The organism is Saccharothrix sp. NRRL B-16348 (assembly GCF_001280085.1).
In the GTDB taxonomy this organism is placed as follows: domain Bacteria; phylum Actinomycetota; class Actinomycetes; order Mycobacteriales; family Pseudonocardiaceae; genus Actinosynnema.
In genome coordinates, this window is the sequence record NZ_LGED01000046.1 from 36214 (window position 1) to 56327 (window position 20114).

The 20114-nt window shown below is 71.7% G+C and carries 21 protein-coding genes; 9 read left to right on the forward strand and 12 right to left on the reverse strand.

Annotated features, from left to right (window positions below):
- The first annotated feature begins 8 nt into the window (after positions 1-8).
- Together ADK67_RS07425 and ADK67_RS50555 are read left to right on the forward strand one after the other, a co-directional pair.
- Complete coding sequence (locus ADK67_RS07425) at positions 9-572, forward strand: nitroreductase family protein (protein ID WP_053715750.1); 564 nt, start codon at positions 9-11, stop codon at positions 570-572.
- A gap of 126 nt (positions 573-698) precedes the next feature.
- Positions 699-884 (forward strand): hypothetical protein, encoded by a 186-nt coding sequence (locus ADK67_RS50555; RefSeq protein ID WP_157619994.1) that lies wholly within the window; start codon positions 699-701, stop codon positions 882-884.
- A 211-nt stretch (positions 885-1095) separates the two neighbouring features.
- Here ADK67_RS50555 and ADK67_RS07435 read toward each other — a convergent pair whose 3' ends face one another.
- Complete coding sequence (locus tag ADK67_RS07435) at positions 1096-1395, reverse strand: hypothetical protein (protein WP_053715647.1); 300 nt, start codon at positions 1393-1395, stop codon at positions 1096-1098.
- A gap of 227 nt (positions 1396-1622) precedes the next feature.
- On the opposite strand from ADK67_RS07435, the gene leuA reads away from it, so the two are divergent.
- Positions 1623-3413, forward strand: a complete 1791-nt coding sequence (gene leuA, locus ADK67_RS07440; protein WP_053715648.1) for a 2-isopropylmalate synthase — start codon at positions 1623-1625, stop codon at positions 3411-3413.
- Between the two features lie 178 nt (positions 3414-3591).
- Here the strand turns inward: leuA and ADK67_RS07445 are convergent, their stop codons facing one another.
- Positions 3592-4737: an epoxide hydrolase family protein gene (locus tag ADK67_RS07445; protein WP_053715649.1), complete on the reverse strand. Its 1146-nt coding sequence runs from the start codon at positions 4735-4737 to the stop codon at positions 3592-3594.
- Between the two features lie 51 nt (positions 4738-4788).
- On the opposite strand from ADK67_RS07445, the gene ADK67_RS07450 reads away from it, so the two are divergent.
- Both ADK67_RS07450 and ADK67_RS07455 read left to right on the forward strand, forming a co-directional pair.
- Complete coding sequence (locus tag ADK67_RS07450; protein ID WP_053715650.1) at positions 4789-5748, forward strand: helix-turn-helix transcriptional regulator; 960 nt, start codon at positions 4789-4791, stop codon at positions 5746-5748.
- A gap of 111 nt (positions 5749-5859) precedes the next feature.
- Positions 5860-6420 (forward strand): DedA family protein, encoded by a 561-nt coding sequence (locus ADK67_RS07455; protein ID WP_053715651.1) that lies wholly within the window; start codon positions 5860-5862, stop codon positions 6418-6420.
- On the opposite strand, the gene ADK67_RS07460 is transcribed toward ADK67_RS07455, so the two are convergent.
- Positions 6384-6995, reverse strand: coding sequence for a TetR/AcrR family transcriptional regulator (locus tag ADK67_RS07460; RefSeq protein WP_197289326.1), 612 nt, complete (start codon positions 6993-6995; stop codon positions 6384-6386). The genes ADK67_RS07455 and ADK67_RS07460 overlap by 37 nt on opposite strands.
- Positions 6996-7074: 79 nt before the next feature.
- Here ADK67_RS07460 and ADK67_RS07465 point away from each other — a divergent pair, with 79 nt between their 5' ends.
- Positions 7075-7638 carry a TIGR03086 family metal-binding protein gene (locus ADK67_RS07465; RefSeq protein WP_053715653.1) on the forward strand — a complete coding sequence of 188 codons (564 nt, stop codon included), beginning with the start codon at positions 7075-7077 and terminating at the stop codon, positions 7636-7638.
- A 125-nt stretch (positions 7639-7763) separates the two neighbouring features.
- On the forward strand, positions 7764-8051 hold the full coding sequence (locus ADK67_RS07470; RefSeq protein WP_053715654.1) for a hypothetical protein: 288 nt from the start codon (positions 7764-7766) through the stop codon (positions 8049-8051).
- Here ADK67_RS07470 and ADK67_RS07475 read toward each other — a convergent pair.
- Positions 8048-8476: a winged helix-turn-helix transcriptional regulator gene (locus ADK67_RS07475; RefSeq protein ID WP_063797527.1), complete on the reverse strand. Its 429-nt coding sequence runs from the start codon at positions 8474-8476 to the stop codon at positions 8048-8050. The two genes, ADK67_RS07470 and ADK67_RS07475, sit on opposite strands and share 4 nt — an antisense overlap.
- 81 nt (positions 8477-8557) lie before the next feature.
- Here ADK67_RS07475 and ADK67_RS07480 point away from each other — a divergent pair, with 81 nt between their 5' ends.
- Complete coding sequence (locus ADK67_RS07480; protein WP_053715656.1) at positions 8558-9259, forward strand: SDR family oxidoreductase; 702 nt, start codon at positions 8558-8560, stop codon at positions 9257-9259.
- A 43-nt stretch (positions 9260-9302) separates the two neighbouring features.
- Here the strand turns inward: ADK67_RS07480 and ADK67_RS07485 are convergent, their stop codons facing one another.
- From ADK67_RS07485 to ADK67_RS07505, 5 genes are all read right to left on the reverse strand, one after another.
- Positions 9303-10445 carry an ABC transporter ATP-binding protein gene (locus tag ADK67_RS07485; RefSeq protein ID WP_053715657.1) on the reverse strand — a complete coding sequence of 381 codons (1143 nt, stop codon included), beginning with the start codon at positions 10443-10445 and terminating at the stop codon, positions 9303-9305.
- Entirely contained in the window at positions 10442-11440 is a 999-nt protein-coding gene (locus tag ADK67_RS07490; RefSeq protein ID WP_053715658.1) for an ABC transporter ATP-binding protein, read from the reverse strand. The genes ADK67_RS07485 and ADK67_RS07490 overlap by 4 nt, the downstream gene beginning before the upstream one ends.
- Before the next feature lie 6 nt (positions 11441-11446).
- Entirely contained in the window at positions 11447-12373 is a 927-nt protein-coding gene (locus tag ADK67_RS07495; RefSeq protein WP_053715659.1) for an ABC transporter permease, read from the reverse strand.
- On the reverse strand, positions 12370-13374 hold the full coding sequence (locus ADK67_RS07500; protein ID WP_053715660.1) for an ABC transporter permease: 1005 nt from the start codon (positions 13372-13374) through the stop codon (positions 12370-12372). The genes ADK67_RS07495 and ADK67_RS07500 overlap by 4 nt, the downstream gene beginning before the upstream one ends.
- Before the next feature lie 72 nt (positions 13375-13446).
- Positions 13447-15126, reverse strand: a complete 1680-nt coding sequence (locus tag ADK67_RS07505; protein WP_082403289.1) for an ABC transporter substrate-binding protein — start codon at positions 15124-15126, stop codon at positions 13447-13449.
- A 231-nt stretch (positions 15127-15357) separates the two neighbouring features.
- Between ADK67_RS07505 and ADK67_RS07510 the strand changes: the two genes are divergently transcribed.
- Positions 15358-18624 (forward strand): AfsR/SARP family transcriptional regulator, encoded by a 3267-nt coding sequence (locus ADK67_RS07510; protein WP_053715662.1) that lies wholly within the window; start codon positions 15358-15360, stop codon positions 18622-18624.
- A gap of 84 nt (positions 18625-18708) precedes the next feature.
- Here the strand turns inward: ADK67_RS07510 and ADK67_RS07515 are convergent, their stop codons facing one another.
- Genes ADK67_RS07515 through ADK67_RS07525 form a run of 3 tightly spaced genes read right to left on the reverse strand, consistent with a single transcriptional unit; the run spans position 18709 to position 20110 of the window.
- The gene (locus tag ADK67_RS07515) at positions 18709-19179 is read right to left on the reverse strand and encodes a uridine kinase family protein (RefSeq protein ID WP_331459254.1); all 471 of its coding nucleotides are present in this window, start codon (positions 19177-19179) and stop codon (positions 18709-18711) included.
- 11 nt (positions 19180-19190) lie between these two features.
- Positions 19191-19784 carry a recombination mediator RecR gene (gene recR, locus ADK67_RS07520; protein ID WP_053715664.1) on the reverse strand — a complete coding sequence of 198 codons (594 nt, stop codon included), beginning with the start codon at positions 19782-19784 and terminating at the stop codon, positions 19191-19193.
- Positions 19784-20110: a YbaB/EbfC family nucleoid-associated protein gene (locus ADK67_RS07525; protein ID WP_053715665.1), complete on the reverse strand. Its 327-nt coding sequence runs from the start codon at positions 20108-20110 to the stop codon at positions 19784-19786. The genes recR and ADK67_RS07525 overlap by 1 nt, the downstream gene beginning before the upstream one ends.
- Between the last annotated feature and the right edge of the window lie 4 nt (positions 20111-20114).

Genomic DNA, 20114 nt, shown 5'->3' on the forward strand with positions numbered 1-20114 from the left:
ACCTGATCATGCGGCGCTGGAGCCCGCGGGCGTTCGACGGCACGGCCGAGGTGTCGCCGGACACCGTGCGCGCGCTGCTGGAAGCGGCCCGCTGGGCGGCCTCGCACGGCAACACCCAGCCCGCCCGGTTCCTGGTCGGCTACCGCGGTGACGACACGTTCGGGCGAATCTTCGCGGCGCTGCGGCCGGGCAACCAGTCGTGGGCGGGCCGGGCGTCGGTGCTGCTGGTGGGCGCGGTGGCCGAGTCCGACGAGCGCGGGCCGATGCCGAACACCGAGTTCGGGCTGGGGCTCGCGGTGCAGAACCTGGTGCTGCGGGCCGTCGAGCTGGGGCTGGTCACGCACCAGATGGGCGGGTTCTCGCCGGACGAGGTGCGCGAGGCGTTCGGGCTGCCGGACCACGTGCGGCCGGTCGTCGTGATCGCCGTGGGACTCCTCGGTGACGCCGCCGAGCTGCCGGAGGAGCTGCGGGCGCGTGAGCGGCGGCCACGCGTGCGCAAGCCGCTGAGCGAGACCGTCTTCGCAGGTCGGTGGGGTCAACCGGCCTTCCCGGACGAGCCGGAGCACGAGTGAGCGCACGACCGGCCGGGACATCGCCGCCAAGGCGCCGCGCCCACCGCCCGTGCGCCGATCGAGTTCACCCGTCCGAGCCGTCGTAGTGCGGTGGCTCCGACCGGTCCGACGGCTGGGTTGCGGATCGTGTCGGTCGAAGCCGTGATCGCCCTCGTGACGTTGGCCGTCGGTGTGCCCCAAGAAGTCGTCGTCACCGACCTCGCGATGAGCGTGCCGCCGCCGGGCTGTGGTGCGTCCGCCGGCGTCGACGTGCACCTGGACGCGCCCGAGCGGGCGTGCCGGGCGAGGAGGAGAGCAGGGAAGCGGACCTAGAGCACGACGACTGCGACGGCAACGTCTACCCCGGCTCCAACGGCTCGGCCTGGTTGTTCGCGGACGGGCCGAGCCGACCCGCGAGCAGTGCCGTGGTGCGGCGGCAGCCGACGATCGGCCTCGCCGTGACGCGCTGGTCGTCGTGAGCAAAGGGCGAACGCCCGGTCCCCGCCGCAGGGGGGAGGACGGCGGAGACCGGGACGGCAGGGGGCTAGCGCGCGACGACGCGGGCCAGCAGGCTCGCCACGACGAGCCAGAACACCGCCGCGAGGCCGTAGTTCAGGATCACGTCGAGGTTGACGTTGCCCGTCTGGAACAGTCCGGGGAAGAACAACGCCAGCGGCTCGGCGAGCTGCTGGATGAAGCGGAAGAACGCGTTGGCCGTGTTCACCCCGATGAGGAGCATCAGGATGTACAGCACTTCGATGCCCGCGAAAACGGCACCGACGCCGCGGATCACCCGGGCAGCGGTGTAGCTGCCGCTGCGCGTTGAGGTTCGCCATCTGGACATGTCAAGAAGGTGCCCGCCCCACGATCGAGTGAAACTCGGACGGGTGAAGTTCCACCATCTGGGCGCTCGGTTCCACCTCGGCGCGGAATCCGGTTAACCTGTCCGTCATGGCACGCGCCCTCCTGCTTCGCCGCCGTGACGGGGTCTGATCAGACCGGCCCCCCGTCGCGGGACGAGCGTTGCCCGCCGGTCGTCTTCCCACCGGCAGCAGCAGGAGCACCCCGATCATGAGCGCGAGTCCCGACGCCTACACCTCCGGCACCAGCCGCATCCGACCGCCGGCCCGTCCCGTGGCCGACCAGCCGGTCTGGAACCCGCAGCGCGGCACGTCCATGCCGGTCCACCGCTACCGGCCGTTCCACGAACAGGTGGAAACGGTCGACGTACCGGACCGCACCTGGCCGTCCAAGCGGATCACCAAAGCGCCCCTGTGGTGCGCCGTCGACCTGCGTGACGGCAACCAGGCCCTGATCGACCCCATGTCGCCCGCGCGCAAGCGCAAGATGTTCGACCTGCTCGTGCGGATGGGCTACAAGGAGATCGAGGTCGGTTTCCCGGCCGCGTCGCAGACCGACTTCGACTTCGTCCGCGAGATCATCGAGGACGGCGCGATCCCGCCCGACGTCACCATCCAGGTGCTGACCCAGTGCCGCCCCGAGCTGATCACCCGCACGTTCGAGTCGCTGCGCGGCGCGGGCAAGGCGATCGTGCACTTCTACAACTCGACGTCCATCCTGCAGCGCCGGGTCGTGTTCAAGTCCGACCGCGAGGGCATCAAGAAGATCGCCACGGACGCCGCCGCGTTCGCGCTGGAGCAGGAGAAGCTCTACCCCGAGACCGAGTTCCGCTACGAGTACTCGCCCGAGTCCTACACCGGCACCGAGCTGTCGTACGCGCTGGAGGTCTGCGACGCCGTGTCGGCGATCATCCGGCCGACGCCGGAGAAGCCGCTGATCATCAACCTGCCGGCGACGGTGGAGATGGCCACGCCGAACGTCTACGCCGACTCGATCGAGTGGATGTCGCGCAACCTGGCCCGCCGCGAGTCGATCATCCTGTCGCTGCACCCGCACAACGACCGCGGCACCGGCGTGGCCGCCGCCGAGCTGGGCTACCTGGCGGGCGCCGACCGGATCGAGGGCTGCCTGTTCGGCAACGGCGAGCGCACCGGCAACGTGTGCCTGGTGACGCTGGGCATGAACATGTTCAGCCAGGGTGTCGACCCGCAGATCGACTTCTCCGACATCGACGAGGTACGGCGCACGGTCGAGTACTGCAACCAGCTGCCCGTCCCCGAACGGCACCCGTACGGCGGCGACCTGGTGTTCACCGCGTTCTCCGGCTCGCACCAGGACGCGATCAAGAAGGGCTTCGAGGCCCTGGAGGACGCCGCCAAGGCCGCCGGGCAGCACGTGGACGAGTTCCCGTGGGACGTCCCGTACCTGCCGATCGACCCGAAGGACGTCGGCCGCAACTACGAGGCCGTGATCCGGGTGAACTCGCAGTCCGGCAAGGGCGGCGTGGCGTACCTGATGAAGACCGAGCACCACCTGGACCTGCCCCGCCGGCTGCAGGTGGAGTTCTCCAAGGTCATCCAGGAGGTCACCGACACCCAGGGCGGCGAGATCGGCCCCAAGGACATGTGGGACGCGTTCTCCGAGGAGTACCTGGACGCCGCCGCGCCGCTGAAGCTGCTGCGCCAGAAGGTGTCCGGCGACGGCAGCGGCCACGAGAAGATCAAGGCCGTGGTCGTGGTGGACGGCGAGACGCAGGAGATCACCGGCGGCGGCAACGGCCCGATCGCCGCGTTCGTCGACGCCCTGGCCACCGTCGGGTACGACGTGCGCGTGCTGGACTACTTCGAGCACGCCATGTCGTCGGGTGACGACGCCCGCGCCGCCGCCTACCTGGAGTGCGCCGTGTCCGACCGCGTGCTGTGGGGCGTCGGCATCGACAGCTCCACGGTGGCCGCGTCGCTGCGCGCCCTGGTGTCCGCGATCAACCGCGCCCACCGCTGAGCTTCGGGGGTCGCCTCGCCGTCGACGTGACGGCGAGGCGACTTCCCCTCAACCGCGAGGTCGCGTCGATCGTTCGTGACTCATTTTCCGGCGATCACGCTTTTCGATCGTCGGAAAATCAGGCGCGAGCGGTCGACTTCCGGGCGACCTCGCCCGCCGTCTGCGGAGCAGCGGCAATTCAACACAGTCCCGAGAAGAAATCGCGCACGTCCGTGACCAGCAGTTCCGGTTGTTCCATCGCCAGGAAGTGGCCACCGCGGTCCAGCTCGGTCCAGCGCACGACGTTGTGGTCGCGTTCGGCCCACGGGCGGATGGTCTTGTCGTGGTCCGAGACCAGCACGCCGGTCGGCACGGTGGTCCGCTCGGCGTCGGCCCACCCCTTGGCGCTGATCTCCTCGTAGTAGATCTGCGCCGCCGACGCGGCCGTGCCGGTCAGCCAGTACAGCGACACGTCGGTGAGGACGCGGTCCCGGTCGACGCTGTCCTCGGGCAGGCCGTCCTCCGGGTCGGTGAGCTCCTTGAACTTCTCCACGATCCACGCGAGCTGGCCCACCGGCGAGTCGTGCAGCCCGTAGGCCACCGTCTGCGGCCGTTTCGAGTTGCACTGCAGGTAGCCGTCGTTGAAGTGCTCCATCGCCGCCCACCGCTGCCGCTCGACGTCGCTGAGACCGTCGAACTCGCCCTCCGCGCCGACCGGGAACGTGAGCAGGGCGTTGACGTGCAGCCCGACCACCCGGTCGGGTGCCTGCCTGGCCACCTCCGGGCCGACCCACGCGCCGGTGTCGTAGCCCTGCACGCCGTACCGCCCGTACCCGAGCGCGTCCATCAGCTCCACCAGCACGCCGGCCATCCGCGCCGCGCCCATGCCCGGCCCGGCGAGCGGGGTGGAGAAGCCGAAGCCCGGCAGGGACGGGACGACCAGGTGGAACGCCGTCGCCGGGTCGCCGCCGTGCGCGCGGGGGTCGGACAGCGGGCCGATGACGTCGAGGAAGTCCGTGACCCCGCCCGGCCAGCCGTGCAGCAGCACGAGCGGCAGGGCGTCCGGCTCGGGCGAGCGGACGTGCAGGAAGTGCACGGTCTGCCCGGCCACGGTGGCCAGGAACTGCGGGTGCTCGTTGATCGCCGCCTCGTGCGCGCGCCAGTCGTAGGCCGTGCGCCAGTGCTCGGCGAGGTCCTTGAGGTAGCCCACCGGCACGCCCCGGCTCCAGCCGACGCCGGGCAGCTCGTCGGGCCAGCGGGTGGCGGCCAACCGCGCCTCCAGGTCGTCGAGCTGCTCCTGCGGGATGTCGATGCGGAACGGGCGGATGTCGTGCTGTGCGGTCATGGGCGCGACGCTAGGCAGCGGTTGGGACAGTTCCTGTCCTAAGGTGGAGCGGTGGACACCACCGCTCGGCTCCTCCGACTGCTGTCGCTGCTGCAGACCCGGCGGGACTGGTCGGGCGCCGAGCTGGCCGAGCGGTTGGAGGTCACCACGCGCACGGTCCGCCGTGACGTCGAACGGCTGCGTGACCTGGGCTACCCGGTGCGCGCCAGCCGCGGCACGGCCGGCTACCGGCTCGACGCGGGCGCCGCGCTGCCGCCGCTGCTGCTGGAGGACGACGAGGCGGTGGCCGTGGCGGTGGGCCTGCGGACGGCGGCGGGCGGTTCGGTCGCCGGGATCGAGGAGACGTCGTTGCGCGCGTTGGCCAAGCTGGAACAGGTGCTGCCCGCGCGGCTGCGGCACCGGGTCGGCACGCTGCACTCGGCGACCGTGCGCGTCGGGACGGGCGGGCCGCGCGTGGACCCGGACGTGCTCATGGCCATCGCGGACGCCTGCCGCCGGCACGAGTCGCTGCGGTTCGACTACGACAGCCCGCGCGGTGGTGCGACGACCCGGTCCGCGCAGCCGCACAGCCTGGTCAGCTTCGTCCGGCACTGGTACCTGGTCGCCTGGGACACCGACCGCGACGACTGGCGCAGCTTCCGCGTGGACCGGCTGGCGCTGCGGACGCCGAACGGCCCCCGCTTCACGCCCCGCGAACCACCCGGCGGCGACGTGGCCACCTACCTGGAGCACCGCCTGTCGTCCCGCGCGTGGCCGGTGCGGGCGACCGTGGCGCTGCACGAGCCCGCGGACACCGTCACCGAACGCGTCTGGCCGGGCATGGGCGTCGTCGAACCCGTGGACGACCGCACGTGCCTGCTGCACGTCGGCGCCGACACCGCCCGCGACCTGGCCTGGATGGTCACGTCGGTGGACGTGGACTTCACCCTGGTCGACGGCCCGCCCGAGCTGGTCGACGCCCTGCGCGCCCACGCCGACCGCTGTGCGCGCGCGATCGGCGAGTCGCCGTGAGGGCGGTGCCGGTCACGGAGCGCCCACGCCCACGCACGCCGCAAAGGTGACGGGTTGCTGAAGACATCGACAGGTCGGAGATGATCGGGAACCCCTCGACGTTCCCCGGTCATGACCGCGTTCGTGGTGCTGTTCGTCGTCGCCCTCGTGCCGCTGGCGCCGACCGAGGCCGTGTTGATCGGGTACGGCGTGCTGGCCGCGTCCGGCGAGCTGTCGCTGACCGCCGTGATCGCCGTGGCGGCCGTCGGCTGCGCCCTGTCCGACCTCGTCAACTTCGGCATCGGGCGAGGGGTCGGGTTGCGCGCGCTCGCACGGGTCGGTCAACGGCCCGGGCCGCGGGCCGTGATCGCGTGGACGGCGTCGAAGTTGGCCACCGGCGGTGAGTCGATCCTGGTCGCGGTGCGGTTCGTGCCCGGCGGCGGGTTGGTCGGCGCGGTCCTGGCCGGGTCGCTGCGGTGGCCGCTGCGGCGGTTCGCGCCGATCGCGCTGGTCGGCGCCGCGCTGTGGAGCGCCTACACGGCCACGCTCGGCTACTTCGGCGGCCGGCTCTTCACCGACCCGATCGTGGCCACGCTGGTCTCGTTCGCGGTGGCCACGTTGATCGGCGTGCCGATCGGGATGGCCGTCAAAGCCGCTCAGCGCAGGGCGGTTGACGCCGCCGTGCCCGCCTGAGCCAAGCGGTTGCGCACCGCGACGCGCGCCCGTTCGTACGCGTGCGGGTCGTCGTGCAGCACGGACTGGGCGTTGGCCATCTCGAGGAACGCGACCAGCTCGAACGCCAGCTGGTCCGGGTCGGCGACCTCCGGGATCGCGGCGACGGTCTCGCGGACGTAGGAGTTCCACTCGCGCCCGAACCCGGCGATCGAGTCGCGCACCCGTCCCGGCCGGGCGTCGAACTCGGCCTGCACGGCGTAGAAGAAGCACCCGCCGGGGAACGTGCGGTTCTCCGAGTACGCCAGCCACCCGTCCAGCAGCAGCTCCAGCCTGGCCCGCCCCGGCGGCTCGACCAGCGCCGGTTCGACGACCTGCCGCACGAAGATCGCCGCCGCCGCGCGCACGGTCGAGAGCTGCAGCTCCTCCTTCGACCCGAAGTGCGCGAACACCCCGCTCTTGCTGACCTCCAGCTCGGTGGCCAGCCGCCCGATCGACAGGCCCTCCAGCCCTTCGACCGACGCGATCTCCGCCGCGCGCCGCAGGATCTGCCGCCGCGTCTGCTCGCCGCGCTCCACCCGTCCGTCGACCTTCACAACCTCCACGCTAGCGCCCTTGACCACCGCCAAACTAATTGTACGATCGTTCGTACAACTTGACGAGGGGTGGCTGCACATGGATCTCCTGGACCTGAACCGGTCGGCGCTCGACCTCAACCTGAAGCTCATGGCCGATCTCGACGAGGCGCACCTGGACCTGGCCACGCCGTGCGCCGGCTGGACCGTCTACGAACTGCTGCGCCACCAGGTCGAGTCGACGCTGTCGTTCACCGCGGCCGTCCGCGGCACGACCGTCGACACGGCGGCGAGCGACGACATGCCCACCGCCTACCGGATCGCGACCGACGCGGTCACCGAGGCGTTCCGGGCGGACGGCGTGCTGGAGCGCGAGGCGGAGTTCCCCGGCTACGGCCTGCGCCGGGGCCGCGACCTGGTGGCCGGGCACTTCGTGGACAACCTGGTGCACGCCTGGGACCTGTGCCGGGCGATCGGCCTCGACAGCACCCTCGACGCCGAGCTCGCCACCGCCGCCTACCGGATGGCGCGGCACTTCCCGACCACGCCGGACGTCCGGGGTCCGGGCGGGGCGTTCGCGCTGCCGGTCGACGTGCCGGAGGACGCGCCGATCACCGACCGCCTCGTGGGCCTGCTCGGCCGTTCGCCGAACTGGCCCGCGTGACGTGACCACCGGGTCGGGGGCGCCACCACAGGGGGAGGCGCCCCCGACCCGCTACCCCGGTAGCACGGCCGGGATGGCTCCGCGGGGTGACGACCCGCGACCGCGTCACGCCTAGCGTTCGTGCCGTGAAAACCCTCGGCATCCACCCGCGGCCCGGTGTCGTCCGCGCCCTCGTCGCCGCGGTGCCCGTGCTGCTCGCCCTCTACCTCGTGGCCCGCGGCTGGTTCTACCCGCTCTGGCCGGACACGATCGGCGCGATCGGCCACCCGTTCACCGCCGACCCCGACCTCGACGGCGCGTGGGGCGGGCCGACGCTCGCCGGCGCCTGGGCCGTGCACGCCCTCGTGGCGCTCGCCCTCCAGGCCGGCTGCCTGGCGATCGTCCGGCTGCTCTACCGGCCCGTGAGCCGTTAGCCCTGGTCGGGGTGCACGTCGCCGGCCGGCACCACGGCGCCTTCGCCGTCCACGAACCGCACCCGGACCCGGCGCCCGTCGTCCGCCCGGTAGACGACCTTGGACACGGTGTCCGGCAGGTGCTCGTCGCCCCACTGCTCCAACGCGCAGAGCACCAGGTTCACCTGCCTGCCCGCCTCGGTGAGGCAGTAGCCGTCGCGCGGGCGCTGCCCCGGCTCCCGGTAGGACTGCCGGGCCAGCAGGCCGCTGTCGACCAGCTTCGCGAGCCGGGCCGCGAGCACATCGGAGGCGATGCCGAGGCGTGCGCGGAACTCCGAGAAGCGGGTCGCGCCCGCGAGGGCCTCGCGCAGCACGAGGAAGGTCCAGCGCTCACCGACGAGCTCCACCGCCTTGACCAGGGAGCAGTTCTCGTCGGGTCCCGTCACCGCCCCAGTATGGCTCGGTTGTGCATCCCAATCCAGCCAGGCTAGGTTGGCAAAGCCAACTCACGCCTGGGAGAGACATCCATGAAGATCGCCAACTCGGTCGCCCTGGTCACGGGCGCCAACCGCGGCCTCGGCCGGCACTTCGCACGGCAGTTGCTGGACCGCGGCGCGGCGAAGGTCTACGCCACCGCGCGCGACGCGGGCTCGATCGACCTGCCGGGCGTGGAGGTGCTGTCGCTGGACATCACCGACGAGGCCGCCGTCACCGCCGCGGCCGCCGCCGCGGGCGACGTCACCCTCCTGGTCAACAACGCGGGCATCATCACCGGCGAGAACCTGGTCACCGGCGACCCCGCCGCGATCCGGCTGGAGATGGACACGCACTTCTACGGCACGTTGGCGGTGATCCGGGCGTTCGCGCCGGTCCTCGCGGCCAACGGCGGCGGCGCGATCCTGAACGTGCTGTCGTCGATGTCGTGGGTGTCCTACGACCGCGCCACCGCGTACAGCGCGGCCAAGGCGGCGCAGTGGAGCCTCACCAACGGCGTCCGGGTGGAGCTGGCGGGCCAGGGCACGCTGGTCACCGGCGTGCTGCTGGGCCCGACGGACACCGACATGACCGCGCACCTGGACATGCCGAAGAACGACCCGGCCGACGTCGTGCGCGCCGCCCTGGACGGCGTCGAGGCCGATCTCGTCGAGGTGCTGGCCGACCAGGGCGTGGTCGACCTGAAGGCCGCGCTGTCCGCCGACCCGCGCACCCTCTACCCGCAGGTGGTCTGACAACACGTCCGGGGGCGCCGCTCGGCGCCCCCGGACGCGGGACTCACGGGTTCAACGCCTCCGTCATCGAGGCGGGACCGACCAGGGGGATGTCCGGCGAGATGCCGCCCTCCTCCACCAGCACGGCCTCGACCTCGTGCGGCCGGATCCTGCCCGCCCGGATGTCCTCCGCCCAGTGGCACGCGACCTTGTGCCCCGGCAGCACCTCGCGCAGCTCGGGCCGTTCGGTGTCGCACCGGGTCGCCTGCTTCCACGGGCAGCGGGTGTGGAAGCGGCAGCCCGTCGGCGGGTTGGCGGGCGACGGCAGGTCGCCGGTGAGCAGGATCCGCTCGCGCTCGTCCTCCACCAGCGGGTCCGGCACGGGGATCGCCGACAGCAACGCCCTGGTGTACGGGTGCAGCGGCTCGGCGTAGAGGTCGTCCGAGGTCGCCTCCTCCACCAGGCCGCCCAGGTACATCACGCCGACCCGGTCCGAGATGTGCCGCACCACGGCGAGGTCGTGCGCGATCACCAGGTAGGTGAGGCCGAACTCCTCCTGCAGGTCCTCCAGCAGGTTGACGACCTGCGCCTGCACCGACACGTCCAGCGCGGACACCGGCTCGTCGGCGATGATCAGGTCCGGCTCGACCGCCAGCGCACGCGCGATGCCGATGCGCTGCCGCTGGCCGCCGGAGAACTCGTGCGGGTACTTGCGCAGCGACGTGGACGGCAGCCCGACCGCCGACAGCAGCTCCCGCAAGCGCTTGCCGGTCTGCTCGCGGCCCTTGTCCAGGCCGTGCGCCCGCAGGCCCTCGACCAGCAGCGAGTCCACCGACTGGCGCGGGTCCAGGGACGACATGGGGTCCTGGAACACCATCTGCATCCGGCGGCGCATCCGGCGCAGTTCCTCGCCCTTGAGCCCGACCAGGTCGGTGCCGTCGAACAGCACCCGGCCGTCCGTCGGCTCGACCAGCCGCAGCATGCCGCGGCCCAGCGTCGACTTGCCGCAGCCCGACTCGCCGACCAGGCCGTAGGTCTCGCCGCGGTTGATCCGCAGGTCCACGCCGTCGACCGCGTACACGTGGCCGACCGTGCGGTCGACGAGCAGGCCGCGCTTGATCGGGAAGTGGATCTTCAGGCCCTCGACCGACACCAGCGTGTCGCCCGTGGGGGCGTCGGCTGCTGCCGGTTCGACAGCGGCGGTCATGCGGGCACCTCCTGGGCGGCGGGCGTTCCCGGCAGCACCGGGTTGTGGCAGCGCAGCGACCGCACGTCACCGGCCTCCAGCTCGGGCGTGACCTCACGGCACACCGCGAGCGCGTTGGGGCAGCGGGGCGCGAACGCGCACCCGTGGTCCCACGGGATGTTGTCGGCGACCGAACCCTTGATCGGCACCAGCTTCTCGCCGCGCGCGCCGTCGAGCCGGGGGATCGACGCCAGCAGGCCGTGCGTGTACGGGTGCCGCGGGTCGGCGAACAGCGGGTACCGCGCCGCCTTCTCCACGACCCGGCCGCCGTAGAGCACGTTGACCTCGTCGCACAGCCCCGCCACGACACCGAGGTCGTGCGTGATCATGATCAGCGCGGTGCCCATGTCCCGCACCAGCTCCTTGAGCAGGGCGAGGATCTGCGCCTGGATCGTCACGTCCAGCGCCGTGGTCGGCTCGTCGGCGATGAGCAGCCGCGGCCGGCACGCCAGCGCGATCGCGATCAGCGCGCGCTGCCGCATGCCGCCGGACAACTGGTGCGGGTACTCGCTCAGCCTGCGCTGCGGGTCCGGGATGCCGACCCGGCCCAGCAGGTCGGCCGCCTCCACCATCGCCGCCTTGCGGGACATGCCGCGGTGCCGTTCCAGCACCTCGGTGACCTGCAGGCCGATCGGGATGACCGGGTTGAGCGACGACAGCGGGTCCTGGAACACCATGCCCAGGTCGCGGCCACGCCGGTTGCGCATCTCCTTGTCGTTCAAGGTGAGCAGGTCGGTGCCCTCGAACCGGACCGAGCCGGTGACCTTGTTGCCCCGCGAGGGCAGCAGGCCCATGATCGCCAGCGACGTCACGGACTTGCCGCAGCCGGACTCGCCGACGAGGCCCACCGTCTGCCCGGGGTCGACGTCGAAGGAGACGCCGTCCACGGCCGTGAAGGGCTCGGTGCCCCTGCGCTGGAAGACCACCCGCAGATCACGCACTTCGAGCAACGCCATCGCGGTTCACCTCCGGTTCTTCGGGTCGAGCGCCTCGCGCAACGACTCGCCGAGCAGCGTGAAGCCCAGCGCGACGATGATGATGGCGATGGCCGGGTAGAACGCCAGCTCCGGCTTGACGTCGATGTAGCGCTGCGAGTTGCCGAGCATCAGGCCCCACTCGGCCCGGGACGGGTCCGGGTCGCCGAGGCCGAGGAACGACAGCGACGCCGCCTCGATGATCGCGGTCGCCAGGGTCAGCGTCGACTGCACGATGACCGGGCCGAGCGAGTTCGGCAGCATGTGCCGGAACACGACGGTCCGCCGCCGCACGCCCAGCGCCGTCGCCGCCAGCACGTGGTCGCTGTGCCGTTGCGCGAGCATGGCGCCGCGCAGCAGCCGGGCGAAGATCGGCACGGTGGTCACCGCGACCGCGATGATCACCGTGGTCTGGCTGCCCCGGCTCGCCAGCGCCGCGATCGAGATGGCCAGCAGCAGGCTGGGGATCGACAGCATGATGTCGGTGAACCGCATCAGCCAGCTGTCCACCCAGCCGCCGAACGCGCCGGCCGCGCCGCCGATGAGCATGCCGAGCACCAGGCCGATCAACGTCGCGCCGACGCCCACGATCAGCGACTGCTGCGCGCCGACCAGCAGCCGGCTGAAGAAGTCGCGGCCCAGCTCGTCGCCACCGAGCAGGAACCCCGGCATCGGGCCGGGGATGAAGTCCGGCCGCAGGTCCTCCAGCAGTTCCGGGTAGCGCTGGTAGGGGTCCTTCGGCGCGATGAACGGCGCGATGATCGCCAGCACCAGGAACAGCAGCACCAGGAACGCGCCGATCAGCGCGACCGGGCTGCGCAGCATCCGCCGCACCGCGTCGGCGGCGAGGCTCGTGCCCGCCGACTCGGCCAGGGCGTCCACCCGCTGCTGCTTGCGCTTGAGGAGACTGGTCATGATGCCCGCACCCTCGGGTCGATGATCGCGTAGGAGATGTCGACCAGCAGGTTGACGAGCACGTAGACCACCGCCGCGAGCAGCAGCAACGCCTGCAGGCGCGGGTAGTCCCGGCGCTCGATCCCCTGGGCCAGCAACGATCCCAGCCCGCCCCACACGAACACCCGCTCGGTGAGCACGGCGCCGCCCAGCAGCAGACCGGTCTGGAGGCCGATCGTGGTCGACACCGGCAGCATCGCGTTGCGCAGCACGTGCCGGCGGCGGACCAGCGTCGCCTGCAGGCCCTTGGCGTTGGCCGTGCGGACGAAGTCCTCGTTGAGCACGTCGAGCACCGAGGCGCGGGTGATCCGCACGATGACCGCGAGCGGGATGGTGCCCAGCGCGATCGCGGGCAGCACGAGGTGCCACAGCGCGTCGGCCGCGACGTCCCACTCCTGGGTCATCAGCCCGTCGAGCACGGCGAAGTTCGTGACGTGCGTCGGGTCGATGGTGACGTCCTGCCTGCCCGACGGCGGGAACAGCGCCAGGTCCTGCGCGAACAGCTGCTTGAGCAGGATGCCGAGGAAGAACACGGGCACCGCGACGCCGACCAGCGTGCCGATGACCGTGGCGTTGTCCAGGAACCGACCCCGGTAGCTCGCCGCCAGGTAGCCGAGGGGGATCCCGAACACCACGGCGAACAGCAGCGCGGTCAGGCCCAGCTCGATGGTGGCGGGCAGCGCGCGGCCGATCTCGGCCACCACGGGCTCGCCGCTGATCAGCGAGCTGCCGAAGTCACCGCTGAGGATGCGGCCCAGGAACTTGAAGTACTGGATGAAGATCGGCTGGTCGAGGCCGAGGACCTTGTTGAGCGCCTCGATCTTCTCCGGGGTCGCCTTGTCGCCGAGCAGCGCGCCCGCCGGGCCGCCGGGCAGCGACCGCAGCCAGACGAAGACCAGCAGCGACAGGATCAGCAGTGTGGGGATCGCCTGGAGCAGGCGACGGACTATGAATCGCAGCATGATGGAAGCCCTCTGGACAGCACGGGTGGTGACGCCCGGATCACGAGCGCCACCACCCGCCTACCGTTCGGTTCAGCCCTTGCTCACCGTGTCGAAGCGCTCGTCGGTCAGCGGGCTGGGCACGAGGCCCGAGATCTTGCTGCTGACCACGATCGCCGGCGGCGAGTGGGACACCGGGATCGCGGGCAGGTACTTGCTCATGAGGTCGCGGCTCACCTGCTTGTACGCGTCCGCGTGCTTGTCCTGGTCGACCACGCCGTCGGCCGCGGCGATCCCGTCGAACATCGACTGGTCGGCGAAGCCGAACTCCTTCTTCTCCCGGCCGAAGAACGTGCCGACGAAGTTGCCCGCGTCGTTGTAGTCACCGGTCCAGCCGAGCAGGTGCAGGTCGTGCTTGCCGAGCTTCTGCACGTCGTCCTTGTAGCCGCCGTTCCACGGGCGGGACACGATCTCGGCGGTGATGCCCGCGGCCTTCAGGTCGTCGGCGATCACCGCGGCGATCTCGGACGGGTTCGGCATGTACGGCCGGCTGACCTCGGTCGGCACGTAGAACTTCAGGCTCAGGTTCGACACGCCGGCCTGCGTGAGCAGGTCCTTGGCCTTGGCCACGTCGTACGGGTACTTCTGCACGTCGTCGGCGTAGCCCGCCACGGTCTTCGGCATGAACTGCGTCGCCACCTCGGCGCCCAGCGGCAGCTTGGTCTTCACCAGCTGGTCGCGGTTGACGGCGTAGGCGATGGCCTGGCGGACCCGCAGGTCCTTCAGCGCCGGGTTGTTGGCGCCGTTGATGCCCAGGTAGAGGATGTTGAACGCGGGCCGCGGCGTGACGTTGAAGCCGTCGGTCTTCAGCGAGTTGTAGTCCGCCGGGCTCGGGAAGTCGTAGCCGTCGATCGTGCCGGCCTTGAGCTCCTGCTTGCGCGCGTTCTCGTCCGGGATGATCTTGAAGATCAGCTTGTCGAGCTTGGCCTTCTCGCCCCAGTAGTCGTCGTTGCGGACCAGGGTGATCGTCTTGTTGGCCTTGTCGAACTTCTCCAGCTTGAACGCGCCGGTACCGGTCGGGTGCTCGGTCGCGTAAGCCGGGTAGGTGAACGAGTCGCCGGACTGCACGACGTTGTCCGCGTCGTACTTCTTCAGCGCGTCCGGGCTCGAGATGGAGAGCGCGGTCAAGCCGAAGGCGGCCGGGAAGGCGCCCTTGTACTTGTTGAGGTTCAGCACGGCCGTGTGCTCGTCCTTGGCCTCACAGGACTTGTAGACCGGCTCGCCCGCCGCGTCGCCCTCGTTCTTGGCGAAGCCCTCGAACACGTCGCCGTAGTAGATCATCTGGCTCTGGGCGGCGGCGCCCTTCATGTTGAACCAGCGGTCCATGTTGAAGCACACGGCGGCGGCGTTGAACGCCGTGCCGTCATGGAACTTGACGTTCTTGCGCAGGTCGAACGTCCACGACTTGCCGTCTTCGCTCGGCGTCCACTTCTCCGCGAGACCCGGCGCGAGGTCGGCGGTGCCCCGCTTGTACGTCACCAGCGTGTCGAACATCTGGCGGATGGGGCGGAAGCTCTCGCCGTCGTCGTTGAAGATCGGGTCGAAGTTCTTGGGCTCGCCCGCGGCGCCGAAGACCATCGTGCCGCCGACCTTGCCGGACCCCGAGTCGTCGCCGCGCTCGGATTGGGCACAGGCCGACAGTGCCAGTGCCGCGACGCCGGTCAGGCCGATCGCGGCCAACCATCGGCGCCGGGCCGTTCGAGATTGAAGCATTTGACACACCCCTAGGGAAATCCGGGATCTCACGGTGTGGTCAGGGACCCTAACCGGTCACCACAACCCTTCCGACTCGTCCGAGGTCACGATCCGGCCACGTGAATCAGCATTAACACACGTCTCACACAGCTTCGCTGACCCAACTCGACCACGGCGGATCGGGCAAACACCCTCCTACGCTGTACAACGGACAACAGAAACCTGCACACGTGCGGAGGGAGGTCGCCGGTGAGCCCTGTGGTCGAGTTCCGCGTCCTCGGCCCGTTGCAGGTGCTGGTCGACGGCGAGCAGGTCGTGGTGCGGGCGGGCCGGCAGCGGTCCCTGCTTGTGTCCCTTCTCATGCGCGCCGGCGCCGGCGTCTCCGTGGACGAGCTGGCGGAGCACATCTGGGGCGCCGAGCCTCCCGCGCGGGCCCGCGGCACGCTGCAGACCTACGTGATGCGGCTGCGGCAGGTGCTCGGACCGGCGGTGCCGATCCGGACCGTGCCCGACGGCTACCTGATCGACGTCGACGAGCGCACCATCGACGTGATGCGGTTCGAGCAGCTCGTCGAGGAGGGCGAGCGCGAGCGGGCCGCGGGCAGGCTGGAGCCCGCGTCGGCGATCTTCACCGCGGCGCTGGCGCTGTGGCGCGGTCCCGCGATGGTGGACGTGCCGTCCGAGGTGCTGCACCGCGACGAGGTGCCCCGCCTGGGTGAACGGCGGCTGCACGTGGAGGAACGCCGGGTCGAGGTCGACCTGGAGCTGGGCAGGCACGCCGAGCTGATCCCCGAGCTGTCCCGCCTGACCAGCGAACACCCGCTGCGGGAGCGGCTGTGGGCGCAGCTGATGGTCGCGCTGTACCGGTCCGGGCGGCAGGCCGACGCGCTCGGCGCGTACCGGCGGGTCAGCGGGCTGCTGGCCGAGCAGCTCGGCATCGACCCCGGCGACGAGCTGCGGCGCGTGCACCAGCAGGTGCTCGGCGGTTCGCCGTCGCTCGACCTGGGCCAGAGCGCGCCCGCGGCGCGGCGGGACCGGGTGGTGCCCTCCCAGCTGCCCGCCGACATCGGCGACTTCGTGGGCCGTGAGCAGGCCGTTCAGCTGATCGAGGCGTTGCTGCGGACCGCGCAGGGCGTGCCGGTGGTGACGCTGGCCGGGCCGCCGGGCGTCGGCAAGACCGCGTTGGCCGTGCACGCGGCGCACAAGATGCGGCGTTTCTTCCCCGACGGGCAGCTGTACGTCAACCTGCGCGGTTACGCCCAGGGCCCGCCGTTGAGCGCGGTGGACGTGCTGCCGCGGTTCCTGCGGGCGCAGGGCGTGCCGCCCGAGTCCGTGCCGCTGGACCAGGACGAGCAGGAGGCGATGTTCCGGTCGCGGCTGACCGACCAGCAGGTGCTGCTGGTGCTGGACAACGCGGCCAACGCCGAGCAGATCCGGCCGCTGCTGCCCGGCTCGCCGGGGTGCGCGGTGCTCGTGACCAGCCGCGACACGCTCCGCGGGCTGGCGGTGAGCCACGCCGCGTCCAACGTGCGGCTGGACGTGCTCGACCGGTCCGAGACGCGCGCGCTGCTGGCCGGGATGCTCGGCGAGGAGGTGGTGGCGGCGCAGTCCGACGCCGCCGACGAGCTGGCCGAGCTGTGCGCGCACCTGCCGCTGGCGCTGCGGATCGCGGCGGCGAACCTGCTGTCCCGGCCGGAGATCACCATCGCGTCGTACGTGGAGGAGCTGCGGGCGGGCAACCGGCTCGCGGCGCTGGCCGTGGAGGGTGACGAGCGGGCGGCCGTGCACGCGGCGTTCGACCTGTCGTACACGGCGCTGAAGCCGGAGCTGGCGTCGCTGTTCCGGCTGCTGTCGCTGGCGCCGGGCGACATCACGCCGGACGTGGCGGCGGCGTTGGGCGGGCTGACCACGCAGGACGCGCGACGGCGGCTCGACCGGCTGGCCACCGCGAACCTCGTGGACAACCACGCCCCCGGCCGCTACCAGTTCCACGACCTGCTGCGGGACTACGCGTCCGAGCGGCGCGAGATCGAGGACGACGCGGCGGAGAGCGCGCAGGCGTCGCGGCGGCTGCTGGACTGGTCGATCCGGTCGGTGGACAACGCCACGGACGCGTTCAAGAGCACCTTGCTGCGGCTGCCGCGCACCGACGTCGTGGCCGGCGTCACGCCCCGCCTGTTCTCCACCTCGGCGGAGGCCCTGGCCTGGCTGGACGTCGAGCGGGGCAACCTGGTCGGGCTCGTCGTGCACGCCGCCGACCGCCAGCCCGACCGCGACGTGTGGCAGCTCGCCGACGCGCTGCGGCGGTACTTCTACACGATCGGCCTGCCGGTGGAGTGGCTGGCGACCGCGAAGGCCGGGCTGTCGGTCGCGCAGTCGTCCCAGGACGCCCTCGGCGAGGTGGCGATGCTGTCGTCGCTCGGCACGCTGTACTGGGCGATCGGGCAGCACCGGGTGGCCGTCGACTACTTCCGCCGCGCGATCCCGATCCAGCGGCGCACCGGCGCCGCGCCCGCCGTCGAGGCCGCCGTGCTGGCGAACCTCGGCGCGGTCTGCATCGACATCGGCGACCTGGAGCAGGCCGCCGAGCACCTGGAACGCGCGCTCGTGATCACCCGGAAGATCGGCGCGCTGCAGCAGGAGGGCATCGCCCAGCTCAACCTCGGCGGCGTCTACATGCAGCTCGGGCAGCTGGACCGGGCCGTGTCGTCGTTCGAGGGCGCGCTGGACGTCGGCAACCGGCTCGGCGCGTGGATGACGCAGGCCGACAGCCACCGGGCGCTGGCCGAGGTGCACCTGTTCCTGGGTCAGCCGCAGCGTGCCGCCGAGCTGTACGAGAAGTGCGGTGAGCTGTACGAACGGGCCGGCGCACGCGGGTTCGCGCACTTCTCGCACGAGGGCCTGGCGTTGGCGCACGTGATGCGTGGCCGTTGGGCCGACGCCGCGCGCGAGGCCGGGCGGGCGGTGGGCATCGCGGAGGAGCTGGGCAACCTGAAAGGGCTGTGCGACGCGAAGAACGCCCTCGGTGAGGCGCTGTGCGGGCTGGGCAGGCTGGAGGAGGCCGTCGAGCGCACGACCGAGGCGCTGCGGATCGCCGAGGAGACCGGCTACCCGCTGGGCATCTGCGCGGCGCGGCGGAGCCTGGCGCTGACCCACCACGCGGCGGGCAGGCTGGACGAGGCGCGCTACTCGGCGAGCCAGGCGCTGGACAGCGCGGTCCGGTACCGGCTTCGGATCGCCGAAGTGGACGTGCTGGCCGTGCTCGGGCGGATCAGGCTCGACCAGGGCGACCCGGCGCAGGCGCTCGACCTGGCGCTGCGGTGCCTGGAGCTGAGCGCCGCCACGGGGCAGCGGTGCGTGCACGCGCGGGCCGCGCACCTGGCCGGCGACGTCCTGGCCGCCACCGGCGACCGCACGGCGGCGCGGCGGCACTGGCGGACGGCGCTGGAGTGGTTCGCCGCCACCGGGTCGCCCGAGGAGGACGCGGTGCGGGCGGCGCTCGACGGGTCGGACTGACGTCGGCCACGCCGGTCCGACGGGTGTCGCACCGTGCGGTTCGACGACGGGACGTCCGCCGGCGGCTCGTGGCCGGTCGCCTGATCAGTCGGGCGTGACGATCCGGTCGGCGCGGTCCTTCGTGCCGTCCACGGCGAACCAGCCGCGTTCGAACGCCTGCCAGCGCCGCAGGTGCGCGCGGCTCGCCTCGCCGTCCCGTTCGACGGCCCGGCGCAGCCGTTCGGCCGGGTCCGGCACCTCGACCCAGATCGCCTCGTCCAGGTGTGGCGCGATCGAGCGGCGGGCCGCCGAGACGCCCTCGATGATCAGCACGTCCGGCACCGGCACGTGCACCAGGTCGCCGAGGCGCGGCAGGCCGCCCGGCCACTCCACGCGCCGGTAGTGGGCGTCGCGGCCGTGCCGGAGCGGGTCGAGGACTTCGGCGACCAGGCGCGGCCACCACGACACCGGGTCGGTCCAGGTGGCGAAGTGGTCGGTCGGCACCACGGTCGCGCCCAGCTTCAACGCCAGGCGCGCCGCGAACGTCGACTTGCCCGAGCCCGAGGGCCCGTCCACCGCGACGAGCCTCACATGCTGCGCCGGCCGGACAGGGCCCGGCCGAGGGTGAGCTCGTCGGCGAACTCCAGGTCGCCACCCATCGGCAGGCCGGACGCGAGCCTGGTGACGGTGAGGCCCGGGAAGTCGCGCAGCATCCGGACCAGGTACGTCGCGGTCGCCTCGCCCTCCGTGTTCGGGTCGGTGGCGATGATGATCTCCGACACCTCCGTGCCGATCCGGGTGAGCAGCTGCCTGATCCGCAGCTGGTCCGGCCCGACGCCCGACAACGGGTCGAGCGCGCCGCCCAGGACGTGGTAGCGGCCCTTGAACTCGCGGGTCCGCTCGACCGCGAGCACGTCCTTCGGCTCCTCCACCACGCAGATCAGGGTCAGGTCGCGGCGCGGGTCGCGACAGATGCGGCAGGTCGCCTCGGCCGAGACGTTGCCGCACACGTCGCAGAACACCACGCCGTCCTTGACCTTCTGCAACGCGTCCTGGAGCCGGCCGATGTCGGCCGGGTCCGCGGCGAGCAGGTGGAAGGCGATGCGCTGCGCGCTCTTCGGACCGACGCCCGGCAGCCTGCCGAGCTCGTCGATCAAGTCCTGGACGGGCCCCTCGTACATCAGCCGAACAGCTTCCCGAGACCGCCGAGGTCGTCCATCCCGCCCATGCCGCTGGCGAGCGGGCCCATCTTCTGGGCCGCCAGCTCCTGCGCGGCGCGGTTGGCGTCGCGCACGGCGGCGACGACCAGGTCGGACAGCGTCTCGACGTCGTCCGGGTCGACCGCCTTCGGGTCGATGTCCAGGCTCTTGAGCTCGCCGCCGCCGGACACGACGGCGGTCACCAGACCGCCGCCGGCGGTGCCGGTGACCTCGGCCTCGGCCAGCTCCTGCTGGGCTTCAGCGAGCTGCTGCTGCATCTTCTGAGCCTGCTGGAGGATTTGCTGCATGTTG

Excerpts from the sequence above, each read along its gene's own strand:
- ADK67_RS07425 (WP_053715750.1), top strand. The coding sequence starts at position 9 with ATGCGGCGCTGGAGCCCGCGGGCGTTCGACGGCACGGCCGAGGTGTCG.
- ADK67_RS07525 (WP_053715665.1), bottom strand. The coding sequence starts at position 20,110 with ATGCAGCAAATCCTCCAGCAGGCTCAGAAGATGCAGCAGCAGCTCGCT.
- ADK67_RS07480 (WP_053715656.1), top strand. The coding sequence starts at position 8,558 with ATGAAGATCGCCAACTCGGTCGCCCTGGTCACGGGCGCCAACCGCGGC.
- recR (WP_053715664.1), bottom strand. The coding sequence starts at position 19,784 with ATGTACGAGGGGCCCGTCCAGGACTTGATCGACGAGCTCGGCAGGCTG.
- leuA (WP_053715648.1), top strand. The coding sequence starts at position 1,623 with ATGAGCGCGAGTCCCGACGCCTACACCTCCGGCACCAGCCGCATCCGA.
- ADK67_RS07445 (WP_053715649.1), bottom strand. The coding sequence starts at position 4,737 with ATGACCGCACAGCACGACATCCGCCCGTTCCGCATCGACATCCCGCAG.
- ADK67_RS07490 (WP_053715658.1), bottom strand. The coding sequence starts at position 11,440 with ATGGCGTTGCTCGAAGTGCGTGATCTGCGGGTGGTCTTCCAGCGCAGG.
- ADK67_RS07455 (WP_053715651.1), top strand. The coding sequence starts at position 5,860 with ATGACCGCGTTCGTGGTGCTGTTCGTCGTCGCCCTCGTGCCGCTGGCG.
- ADK67_RS07435 (WP_053715647.1), bottom strand. The coding sequence starts at position 1,395 with ATGTCCAGATGGCGAACCTCAACGCGCAGCGGCAGCTACACCGCTGCC.
- ADK67_RS07505 (WP_082403289.1), bottom strand. The coding sequence starts at position 15,126 with ATGCTTCAATCTCGAACGGCCCGGCGCCGATGGTTGGCCGCGATCGGC.
- ADK67_RS07495 (WP_053715659.1), bottom strand. The coding sequence starts at position 12,373 with ATGACCAGTCTCCTCAAGCGCAAGCAGCAGCGGGTGGACGCCCTGGCC.
- ADK67_RS07465 (WP_053715653.1), top strand. The coding sequence starts at position 7,075 with ATGGATCTCCTGGACCTGAACCGGTCGGCGCTCGACCTCAACCTGAAG.
- ADK67_RS07485 (WP_053715657.1), bottom strand. The coding sequence starts at position 10,445 with ATGACCGCCGCTGTCGAACCGGCAGCAGCCGACGCCCCCACGGGCGAC.
- ADK67_RS07500 (WP_053715660.1), bottom strand. The coding sequence starts at position 13,374 with ATGCTGCGATTCATAGTCCGTCGCCTGCTCCAGGCGATCCCCACACTG.